The following is a 10384-nucleotide window of genomic DNA, read 5'->3' on the forward strand; positions in this document are numbered from 1 at the left end:
CTGCCGGTGTTGATCACGGGGGAGACCGGTTCCGGCAAGGAGGTCGCGGCGCGGCTCCTGCATCAGGTCTCGGCGCGCGCGGAGCAGCCGTTTGTCGCGGTGAACTGCGCGGCGATCCCGGCCGATCTCCTGGAAAGCGAACTCTTCGGTCATGAGAAGGGCGCCTTCACCGGCGCCCACCAGCGCCATCTCGGTTACGCCGAACGCGCCCGGGGTGGCACGCTCTTCCTCGACGAGATCGGCGACATGCCGGCAGCGCTTCAGGCCAAGCTGCTGCGCCTGATCGAGAGCGAATCCTTCACCCGCCTCGGAGGCGAGGCGGCCGTCCCCTTCCGCGCACGGATCGTGGCGGCCACGCACTGCGCCCTCGCGCCGGGGCAGGCATCCGGCTTCCGCGAAGACCTCTACTTTCGACTCGCCGTGCTCCCTGTTGACATCCCCCCACTCAGGCAGCGGCCGGAGGATATCGTCTGGCTGCTCGACCGCTTCCTGGAGAATGCCGCCGCGCGCTCTGACGCCCGCATCCGCGGCTTCAGCGCCCTGACGGAAGAAGCAGCGCTCGCGCACCCATGGCCCGGCAACGTGCGCGAACTGTGCAACCGCGTCGACCGGGCCGTAGCGCTCACAGCGTCGGAATGGATAATGCCGGGCGATCTCTTTCCGGATCGTCCTGGAACCCAGGCCAGGCCCGGGTTCCTCCCGCTGTCTGACGTCCGCGACGCAGCGGAGCGTCGGCAAATCGAGCGCGCGCTTGAACAGATCGACGGCCAGGTCATCAAGGCCGCCGAACTCCTCGGCATCGGACGTTCTACGCTGTGGGAGAAAATGACGCGGCTGGGGGTTCGGGCGTAACCCCTACTAGAGCTACAGTTAGGCCTACATCCTGAAGCTCGTTCGATCGATGATGGTCAGCTTTCTCGAAGCAGCCGCCCGAAAGCCGCTAGTCCGTTTCCACCCCCATCGCGGACTTGTGGCCCGACGGAAACCGCAGCTTTTAGGAGTTGTCAGCGGCCTGGTAGCTCAGTAGCCGTTTCCTGCCTGTCAGGATTGCGAACTTGGAAAGGCCAAGGCGGCGAGGCCCAGACATGTCGCCCCGCCAAGTGACCTTTGTGGCGCGGAAGCACAACGCTGTCCATGATTCGAGCTTTCTATCATATGCCGTGCCCTTTTATGTTCAGGGGCGACAATGCTGTGCAGGGGTATTGTGCCACCGCATGCCTGGCCTCTCTGAGGAGGTATCGGCCGCGCTTCCGAAACGTCTGGGAGTTATTGCAGAAATCGGCATGATGTCTTATGTGTAGACAATACGCCCGCGTGGTTCGAGGAGCATTTTTTGATGGGGCTGCCGGGACGTGATGGACCAAGAAACCAACACTGAATTGGCTGACACGATCGAGCTGGACGGCAATGGTCCGATCTACAGGCAGATCGAACGCGCGGTTCGTGCCGAGATCATGAGCGGGCGGTGGCCCGCCGGTCACCGCATCCCTTCCGAGCATACGCTGCTGGAAAAATTCTCGACGACCCGGGCAACCGTCAGCAAGGCACTGTCCAAACTTACCGAAGCAGGACTTCTGGAGCGCCGGCGCAAGCAGGGAACGCGCGTTGCTCAGACCACTGAATCGCATGCGGTGATAGGCTATCTCGATATTAGGCAAGATATCGAAGCCAAGGGCAGGACCTATGCCTACCGGGTGGTTGGCTCGTCCGTCATCACAGCCGGCGCTGACACATCTGTCTGGCCGGAGGTAGAAGCGGGCACGCCCTTGTTGCGCCTTCATGCGGTGCATAGCGGTTTCGGCAAGCCCGAAGTGCTGGAGGAACGGCTCATCAGTTTGCAGGCTGCCCCGGATGCGGTGGATGCGGATTTTGGGGCCGAAACGCCGAACATCTGGTTGCTGGCAAGGCTTCCATGCACGCGACTTCGACATACCATCCGCGCCGAGATCGCAACCGCAGCACAAGCCGCGCAACTCGGCGTCGCGGCCAACGCACCGCTGCTGGTGTCGCTTCGCCAGACATGGGCTGACGCCATGCCGGTCACCTGGGTAAAACTGATCTACCCTGCCGACCGCAACGAGTTTGTAGGCGAATTCAACCCGCTTCAACCGTGAGCACAAAAGACCAAATGGACGGCGCGTCGGTGGACGTCAAAGAGCTGGCCCGCAGAAACCGGCAAGCCATCTTCAATCAGATTGGCGACAGCAGCGTCGTGTTGGTCGCGACCCAGCCGCACCATGTCTTTTACTGCAGCGGCTATAAGAGCATGGGTTTCGACACCAGCTGGCTGCTCAAGATGGCAGTGGTCTTCATTGAAGACGACTGGATCCTCGTCGGCCTAAAAGCAGACCTCTGGTCCGCCGCCGAGACCGTCGGCAAGGATTTGCGATACTTTTGCTATGGCAACTTCTTCTTCGACGACCAGGAACTGCGCGAACGCGAAGGAACCGATGTAGTCGAGTTCGCCACGTTCGAGGAAGCTCTCTCCGCTGCCGTCGCGCAGCTGGCCGGCGGCAGGCACAAGCTCGGCATCGACAGCGTGGATGGCGCCTCCCCCAAGCTCGTTTCGGCACCATGGTTGCAACTGATCGACGCGCGCGCGACCGCGGCATTTTTCCGCGACGCCCGTGCGGTCAAGAACCCGCTCGAGATAAGCCTTCTGCGCGGTGCATCCGCCTTGACTGAAGTCGCTCTGGGCAGCGCCCTGCGCGATGCCAAGGCAGGCATGACGGAATACGAGCTTGCCGCCAGAATATCCTCCGAGATGATCTCGCAAGGTGGCTCGCCCGGCTTCGTGGTCGTCACCTCGGGAGAACGCAGCGCGCTTGCCGATGCCTATCCGACCCGGCGGCGGATCGGTGCCAACGACATCGTGCGCATCGATGTCGGCGCCACCTTCGGCGGCTATTGGTCAGACACCGCGCGAACCGCCTTTGTCGGTGACCCGGGCAAGGATGTCATTTCGGCGTTTGCGGCGACCTCTATGGGCCACCGCAAAGCCTCTGACATGGTCGCACCGGGGATGACCACCGATGCGCTGTTTCATGAGGCCGTGGCAGCCGTCCGCCAGGCCGGGCTGCCCCAATACATGCGTCACCATGTCGGGCATGGCCTTGGCATCGAGAGCCACGAGTATCCGACAATCGCAGCCTCAAACTCCGTGACGCTGCGGGAAGGTATGGTGGTCAATATCGAGGCGCCTTACTATCGCCCCGGCTGGGGCGGCATGATGAGCGAGGACACCTTGCTGGTGACCGCCACCGGAGCGGAAGCGCTGACCAGACTCGACCGCGAGTTGTTTGTCATACCCGGGTAAGGGTCGAGCCGAACCTGCCAAGGACGATGTCGGCTGCTTCGACGAAACGATCGATCTCTTCGAGGCTGTTCGACAGGCCCGGCGACACATGAATGCCCTTCAACGAGGGGTCTTCATCCATTGCAAACGACAAGACGTTGATCTTGAATTCGTCGAGCAGCGCCTTGGCAAACTGTCCGTGATCAATGCCGACGAGCACGAATGCGCCAAAGCCGGTGCCCGGCTCGGCGTCGATGTCGGTCAGCATCGTGACCTTCTCGTGCCTGCTCAGCGGGATCATCCAGCGGTTGCGCATATAGCGCAGCCGCGCGGCCTTCTCCTCCTGGCCGATCTGCAAATTGAACGCCAATGCATCCGGAATTGACGCCGGCAGCGCTTTGAACACCGACCCGACCTCCTCGAACTTCTCGATCGAGTCCGCCGGTTTGTTCGACCAGCTTGCCCACATCGGCCAGACGTCGGCGATCTTGTCCCGCCTGACATAGAGAAAACCAGTGCCGCGCGGCCCGTACATCCATTTGTGAAGACAGGTCGCAAAAGCATCGCAGCCAAGCTCCTCGAGACGAAAGCAGATATGCCCAGCCGAATGGGCGCCATCTACGAAGCTGAAAATACCCTTGGCGCGCGCCAGTTCGGACAACGGCCTCACGGGCAGCACCTGGCCGGTTCGAACGACCACGTGGGGAAATGTGATCAGCCGCGTGCGCTCTGTAATGGCGTCCGAAAAGGCTTTGACGAACTCGGCGTCGCTGCCGCGACCGAAGGGAAGATCGACGAGCTTGAGCAAAATGCCGTCGCGTTCGACGCGCTGCCGCAAGATCGCAAGGTTTGAATCGTAGCAATATTTCGTCGCGATGACTTCATCGCCTGGCTTCAGCGTCACGCCGTTCAGGACGGTGGCGATGCCTTCCATGGCATTGCGCGTCAGCGCGATCTCGTCGGCGCCGCCGCCGAAATAGTCGGCCAGCATCTGCCTGATCATAAGCGAGGAACCACTTTCCTTCAGATCGCGAAATGGCTCGTATTCATCGAGCTCATAAGAAAGCGAAAGGTCGACGAGCGACCTGACCCGTTCGCGCACTTCGAGAGGCGCCGACCCTCGCCGGGTGTTGACCAATTGGGTGTGGGTGTACATCGGCGCCATGGTCTTGCGCACCGCGCCCCAAAACTCCTCGTTGTCGGGCGCATTCTTCAGCGAGCTCGCATGAGCTGCGTCACTGTTCAAAAACATCCTGGATGCCTCCGTCGTTCAGACTGTGTCGGTGTCGTTGCCGGCGCCTAGGCTGACAATTGCTGTGGCAGGCGTTGCGGCTCGGGCCGCGCCACGATCTCGGTTGCCCTGATCTGGGAGGCAATGATGCATGCCGCGCCGTGGCCGGCACCAACCCAGACCGTAGGCGGCTCGGCCGCGGCGCATGCCTGCATCGCGCTCGGGCACCGCGTTCGAAACCGGCAGCCGGATGGCGGATTGGTCGGGCTCGGAATGTCCCCCAGCAATGCCGGAACCTCGCGCGTGGCCTCGATGCGCGGATCGGCGCTTGGGATCGAGGCAAGCAGCGCGCGTGTATAGGGATGGGTCGGTCTTTCGTAGACATCGAGCGAGGTCCCCTGCTCGACGATCTTTCCGAGATACATCACATAGACGCGAGACGCGGCCTGACGGACGAGCGCCAGGTCATGGGCGATGAATAGACAGGCGACGCCCAGATCCTTCTGCAGAGTCAGGAACAGGTTCATGACCTGGGAGCGTATCGACAGGTCGAGTGCGCTGACCGGCTCGTCGCAGATCAGAACGCGCGGCTCTACCGCAAGGGAGCGGGCGATCGCCACGCGCTGGCGCTGACCGCCGGACAGTTCGCGCGGATAACGTTCCGCCACCGTGTCGGGTAGCCCGACCTGGTCAAGCAATTCGTGAACCCGCCGACGCTGCCGGGCCTTGTCGTGAACCCCGATGATTACCAGCGCTTCGGTTATCGCCTCGCCGATTGTTTGTCGATCGTTGAGCGAGGCATACGGATCCTGGAACACATACTGGATCGCTCGTCGGGTCTCGCGCAGCTTGCGTCCGCCAAAGCCGCTCAGGTCGATATCATCGAGCAAGATGCGGCCGCTTTGCGGGCGTTCTAGCCCGACGATCGAGCGCCCCATCGTCGACTTTCCGCAACCGGATTCACCGACCAGACCAACGATTTCTCCGGGACGGAGCTCGATACTCACGCCATCGACCGCCTTGACCCATTTGCCGCGTTCGACGCTTTTGAACCGCGTCACCAGGTTTTCAACGCGCAGGACTGACTTAGTGCTGGACATACGCGCCCCCGTGATTGTGCTTGTTGATGATCGGACAGGCTGCTGAAACCAGCGGCTGAACCGTCGACACCAGCGCCGGGCGACTGATGTGGCAGCTTTCGATTGCCGCGTGGCAGCGAGGCGCGAACGCGCATCCCGGGATAGGTGCGCCCAGAATCGGCGGTGCGCCAGGCAACCCGCGAAACAGCGAGCCGGGCGCATCGTCGGCACGCGGAATGGCGTCGATCAGGCCCATCGTGTAGGGATGCCGCGGCTCGACCAGAACGTCGCCGACTGGCCCGTATTCGGCAACCCGGCCGGCATACATGACGGCAACACGCGAGGCGATGCCGGCCACCACGCCCATGTCGTGGGTGATGAGCACGATGGCCATGTTCAGCCGCTTCTGCAGGTCCTTCAGCAAGGCGATGATCTGTGCCTGCACGGTGACATCGAGAGCGGTCGTCGGCTCGTCGGCGATCAACAGCTTCGGCTCGGCGGCAACCGCAATGGCGATCATCACGCGCTGGCGAAGCCCGCCTGACAGTTCGTGCGGATACTGCTTCAACCGCGCATCGGGGTCGGACATCCTGACCAGCTTTAGCAGGTCGAGTGCCCTGCTTTCGGCCTGGCTGGAGCTCAGGCCCATATGCAATTCGGTCACCTCGGCGATCTGTCTGCCGATGGTGCGCGCGGGGTTCAGCGCGCTCATCGGATCCTGAAAGATCGTTCCGATCGAGCCGCCGCGCAGCTTTCGCAATGCTGGTTCGGCGATGCCGACCAGTTCGGTGCCATTGAACAGGATCGAGCCGCTCAGGTCGACATTGACGCCCGTCGGCATCAGTCCAAGAGGGGCAAAGTTCAACACTGTCTTGCCGCTGCCACTTTCGCCGACAATGGCCAGCGTTTCGCCAGCAGCGACAGAGTAGCTGACCCCGTCGACCGGCCGGATGACCGAACGCTGGGTGAACAGATCTACGCAGAGATCCGAAACCCTCAGAATATCCTTCGAAGCCATCCGGTTATGCCTTCTTCCATGCAGCTGCCGTGACCCGCCTCTGGCGAAGGGTCTTGCGGGAAAGCGGGGTGGGCACCCGGTTCAGCGCAATGGATTCGCCAAGCAGATTGAAGCCGATCACGGCCAGAGTGAGCGCCAGTCCTGGGAGGATGACCTGACGCGGCGAAGACTCGAGATAGGGCAAGGCATCTACCAGCATCTGGCCCCATTCCGGCGTTGGCGGCTGGATGCCCAGCCCAAGGAAACTCAGCGTTGCGATCGCCAGGGCCACCGCTCCTGCATCTGCCGTCGCGTAGACAAGAACGGCGCCCAGCGTTGCGGGCAGCAGGTGGTGGAAATAGATCCGGACCGGACTTGCCCCGAGGACCCGCAGGGACTCGATGTGCGGCCTGTTCATGACGTTGACCGCAACCGCCCGGCTGATGCGCGCGCTGCCCGGCCACCAGGCGAGTGCCAGCGCAAGGATCATATTCCAGTAGCCGGTACCGAAAATCCCGATAACGGCCAGCGCCACGATAAGGCTGGGCATCGCCAGCCCGACATCGACGATCCGCATCAGGCCCTCTTCGACCCAGCCACGGCGATAGCCCGCAACCGTGCCAATGGTAACGCCAACAGAAAGCGCGAGCACCAGGACAAGGGTCATGCCGACAACCGAGGTTCGCGCCGACAGGATCAGCCGGCTCAGTGTATCGCGGCCGACATGATCGGTACCCAACCAGTGGGCGAAGGACGGGCCCATATGCGCCTGGAGCAGGTTTTGCGTATTCGGATCATGCGGCGTCAGCCATGGCGCGAAGATGCCGAGGAAGAGAAAGGTGCCGACAGCCCAAATCGCCAGCCTGGGCAGGCTTGAGGGGTAAGACAGGAATTCGCGAAGAAATTTCATGGTCAGCTTCCCTGGCGCCGAAGTTTGGGATCGGTGAACATCATCCCGATGTCGACGAGGAGGTTGAGGACAACGAAGAACGATATGAAGACCAGCAGGCACGCCTGAACGACCATGAAGTCGCGGAACAGAACACCCGATAGGAACAGGTCGGCCACGCCCTTGAGGGCAAACAGTGGCTCCACAACAACCGCGCCAACCACCATCGCACCCGTCTGGGCACCCAGCGCGTTGATGTAGGTCGGTGCGATGTTGGGCAGGGCATGCCGGACAAGGATGGTCCGCCGTGTCAGGCCCTTGGCAACCGCGGTCAGCGCAAAGGGCCGCGACATCGCCTCTTCCAAGCCCACACGCACTACCCGGCTGAGCACTGCGGCAGGCAACAGTCCGATCGTCATCCAGGGCAGGATCCAGCTCGCAAGACCATCCGAGCCGAAGGTGGGCAGCAGCCGAAGCTGCACTGCCAACCCATAGATCAAGAGCGCGCCGACAAAGAACGATGGCATCGAGGCGCCAAGCAGGGCGACGGTGCGGGTGGCAACATCGGCGAACCGTCCCGGCCAAAGCGCACCAGCAAAGCCAAGCACGAAGCTGAAAAGCATCGCAAAGGTCGCACCGCCGGCAACAAGCGTTGCGGTGATCGGCAGGCGGCTGGACAAGGCCGGCCCGATATCCTCACCGGTCTTGTAGGAAATTCCGAGATTTCCCTGCAAGGCGCCGGTGAGCCAGTGCGAGTACCGGGTGACGATCGGTTGGTTTAGCCCTAGTTCCAGCTCTATCTTGTGGATGTCGGCAAAGGTAGCCTTTGGGGTGCGCAGCTCCGCGATCAGGACCGCGATGTTACCGGGCGCCGACACCACCAAAGTGAAGCAGAGCAGCGTCGCCAGCACCAAAAGGACAAGCGAGTTGCGCAACCGGCGCGAAACTAGTGTCAGCATCGGATCCGCCCTTACGCGCCCAACGTGATGTTCTTGTAGGGAAGGTCGTATTCCGTCGACGGTGGCGTGAAGCCCTGGACCCGCGGAGCATGCGCCCAGATGATCGGCGCGTAGAACAGCGGAGAAATCGCAACCTCGTTGTAGAGCCAGTCATAGATGGCCTGGGTCGCGCCCGCCACGTCGGCTTCCGATGCCGATGTAGCCGCCAGCACCAACGGGTCGAGGTTTGCCGGATCGAGGAACAGCTTGCCGTCGACGCCATTGTTGAATGTCGACAAGAACAGGCCTACAAGCGTTCCGAACGGCTCGTAGGGCGCGCCCAAGGTATAGAACAGCGCCATATCGTATTTTCGTGCCGGGATGTCACTGTGGCGCGAGGCATGGTCGACCGAGCGTATTGTCAGTTCGATGCCGATCTCGCCAAGCTGCGACTGCAGGATTTCGCCGAGCGAGCGCGAGCCCGCCATCTGCTCTTCAGAGACCACCAGTTCCAGCGACAGCTTCTTGCCGTCCTTTTCGCGGATCCCCGAACCGATCCAGCCTGCCGCATCGAGCAGTGACTTGGCCGCCTCCACGTCGCGCTTGGCGACATCGAAGCGCTTGCCGGCATGCGGAACATTGGCGGGAAACAGACTGCCCGCCGGCTCTGCCAGGCTCTGGTAGAGCACCTGGCCGATCGCCGCCCTGTCGAAGCCGATGTTGATCGCCTTGCGTACACGCACATCTTTCAGCGCTTCGTTCCGATCAGGATTGTAGGCGAGTACGATCGTCGTCGTTCCGGTCTCTACCGTGACCGGGATGCCGGCACTTTCCAGTGCTTTGGCTTCTGTCGCCTTTATGGGAGCCAGGTAGTCGCCGCCGGCCAGATCGATCTCGCCTGCCCTAAGTGCTGCCATGCGGCTGCGCGAATCCGGCAGGACCTTCAGCTCGACGTGTTCGAAGGTTGGCAGATCGCCCCAATAGCCATCAAAGCGCTTGAAGGTGCTTTCGCTGTTCGACGCACTTTCCTGAATCCATGGCCCGGTTCCCACCGGTGCCTGATAGTTACCATCCTTATCGACCGACTTCGGGCTGAGGAAGCGCGACGGCCGGACATACGAGAATTCGTAGAGGAGTCCGAGCACCGGCTCCTTGAACTGCAGCTCGACCGTGTGCGGGTCGACGATCCTGTGGCCGGAATACAACCGCGAAGAATTCATCCAGTTGTTGGCAGGCTTGCCGATCCAGCGATCCAGGTTCCACATCATGGCCTCAGCGTCCCAGGGCGTGCCGTCCTGGAAGGTCACGTTCTGACGAAGCTTGACGCGGAGCAGCTTGCCATTGTCCTCGACGGCCCACTCGGTCGCGAGTGCCGGTTCGATCGAGCCGTTCTTGCCGTAGCGCATGAGCGGCTCGAACATGAGATCCTGCACGGCCCACAGGCCGATATATTTGTGCGGATCGAGATTTCCCGCCGGCTTTGCGATCGCAACGATCAGGTCGCCATGCGCCTTGGCCTCCTGGGCGTAGGCGGCAATTGTCGACGACAGACCGCCGAATAAAGCCGGCGCAACCGCCAGGCCCTTGAGAAAAGTGCGTCTTGATGCGGTCATCCAAGTTCCCCTTGTGACATTTATGGTGGTGTCGCTGCCCGGCTTGCTGCGTCGCGCAAGGAGGAGACACTCTTTTGTCTAGACAATAAAAACGTAGCTTGTTTCTTTTGTCTATGCAATAGGGTTCTTGGTACTTCTGATGCTCGCATATTCGTCACTCTCGGCGACAGCCCCAGGCGCTTGGCATCACAGCGCTGACGGCCGATCTCGGCGGCGGGGCTTCCATTTCACGGGCGGGCGAAGTCCTAGCTCGAGACGGGGTAATTCGCGTGCTCAAGCATATGGGCATACTGCCGGACACTATCGTTGAGCCCACCGATGCAACACGATCCATGGGGGTCG

9 protein-coding genes are annotated in these 10384 nt (G+C 61.8%); 3 read left to right on the forward strand and 6 right to left on the reverse strand.

Annotation, left to right across the window (positions count from 1 at the left end; translation table 11 throughout):
- Positions 1–6 precede the first annotated feature (6 nt).
- From Amn_RS30945 to Amn_RS30955, 3 genes are all read left to right on the forward strand, one after another.
- Complete coding sequence (locus Amn_RS30945; RefSeq protein ID WP_353622445.1) at positions 7–852, forward strand: sigma 54-interacting transcriptional regulator; 846 nt, start codon at positions 7–9, stop codon at positions 850–852.
- A gap of 503 nt (positions 853–1355) precedes the next feature.
- Positions 1356–2114, forward strand: a complete 759-nt coding sequence (gene hutC, locus Amn_RS30950) for a histidine utilization transcriptional repressor HutC (protein WP_286299217.1) — start codon at positions 1356–1358, stop codon at positions 2112–2114.
- A gap of 14 nt (positions 2115–2128) precedes the next feature.
- A complete protein-coding gene (locus tag Amn_RS30955) occupies positions 2129–3316 on the forward strand; it encodes a M24 family metallopeptidase (protein ID WP_286299220.1) in 1188 nt (395 codons plus the stop codon).
- On the opposite strand, the gene Amn_RS30960 is transcribed toward Amn_RS30955, so the two are convergent.
- Genes Amn_RS30960 through Amn_RS30985 form a run of 6 tightly spaced genes read right to left on the reverse strand, consistent with a single transcriptional unit; the run spans position 3303 to position 10042 of the window.
- Positions 3303–4547: an aminotransferase class V-fold PLP-dependent enzyme gene (locus tag Amn_RS30960; protein ID WP_286299222.1), complete on the reverse strand. Its 1245-nt coding sequence runs from the start codon at positions 4545–4547 to the stop codon at positions 3303–3305. The two genes, Amn_RS30955 and Amn_RS30960, sit on opposite strands and share 14 nt — an antisense overlap.
- 47 nt (positions 4548–4594) lie before the next feature.
- Complete coding sequence (locus Amn_RS30965; protein WP_286299224.1) at positions 4595–5626, reverse strand: ABC transporter ATP-binding protein; 1032 nt, start codon at positions 5624–5626, stop codon at positions 4595–4597.
- A complete protein-coding gene (locus tag Amn_RS30970; protein WP_286299226.1) occupies positions 5613–6623 on the reverse strand; it encodes an ABC transporter ATP-binding protein in 1011 nt (336 codons plus the stop codon). Before Amn_RS30970 ends, Amn_RS30965 begins: the two co-directional genes overlap by 14 nt.
- A 4-nt stretch (positions 6624–6627) precedes the next feature.
- Entirely contained in the window at positions 6628–7512 is an 885-nt protein-coding gene (locus tag Amn_RS30975) for an ABC transporter permease (protein WP_286299228.1), read from the reverse strand.
- A gap of 2 nt (positions 7513–7514) precedes the next feature.
- On the reverse strand, positions 7515–8450 hold the full coding sequence (locus Amn_RS30980; RefSeq protein WP_192321395.1) for an ABC transporter permease: 936 nt from the start codon (positions 8448–8450) through the stop codon (positions 7515–7517).
- Between the two features lie 11 nt (positions 8451–8461).
- The gene (locus Amn_RS30985; protein ID WP_286299233.1) at positions 8462–10042 is read right to left on the reverse strand and encodes an ABC transporter substrate-binding protein; all 1581 of its coding nucleotides are present in this window, start codon (positions 10040–10042) and stop codon (positions 8462–8464) included.
- Positions 10043–10384 lie beyond the last annotated feature (342 nt).

The sequence above is a fragment of the Aminobacter sp. Y103A genome (assembly GCF_030294925.1).
In the GTDB taxonomy this organism is placed as follows: domain Bacteria; phylum Pseudomonadota; class Alphaproteobacteria; order Rhizobiales; family Rhizobiaceae; genus Aminobacter; species Aminobacter ciceronei.

What these genes read in the sequence shown, in the direction of transcription:
- hutC (WP_286299217.1), top strand. Translation starts at nt 1,356, where the DNA reads ATGGACCAAGAAACCAACACTGAATTGGCTGACACGATCGAGCTGGAC.
- Amn_RS30955 (WP_286299220.1), top strand. Translation starts at nt 2,129, where the DNA reads ATGGACGGCGCGTCGGTGGACGTCAAAGAGCTGGCCCGCAGAAACCGG.
- Amn_RS30960 (WP_286299222.1), bottom strand. Translation starts at nt 4,547, where the DNA reads ATGTTTTTGAACAGTGACGCAGCTCATGCGAGCTCGCTGAAGAATGCG.
- Amn_RS30965 (WP_286299224.1), bottom strand. Translation starts at nt 5,626, where the DNA reads ATGTCCAGCACTAAGTCAGTCCTGCGCGTTGAAAACCTGGTGACGCGG.
- Amn_RS30970 (WP_286299226.1), bottom strand. Translation starts at nt 6,623, where the DNA reads ATGGCTTCGAAGGATATTCTGAGGGTTTCGGATCTCTGCGTAGATCTG.
- Amn_RS30975 (WP_286299228.1), bottom strand. Translation starts at nt 7,512, where the DNA reads ATGAAATTTCTTCGCGAATTCCTGTCTTACCCCTCAAGCCTGCCCAGG.
- Amn_RS30980 (WP_192321395.1), bottom strand. Translation starts at nt 8,450, where the DNA reads ATGCTGACACTAGTTTCGCGCCGGTTGCGCAACTCGCTTGTCCTTTTG.
- Amn_RS30985 (WP_286299233.1), bottom strand. Translation starts at nt 10,042, where the DNA reads ATGACCGCATCAAGACGCACTTTTCTCAAGGGCCTGGCGGTTGCGCCG.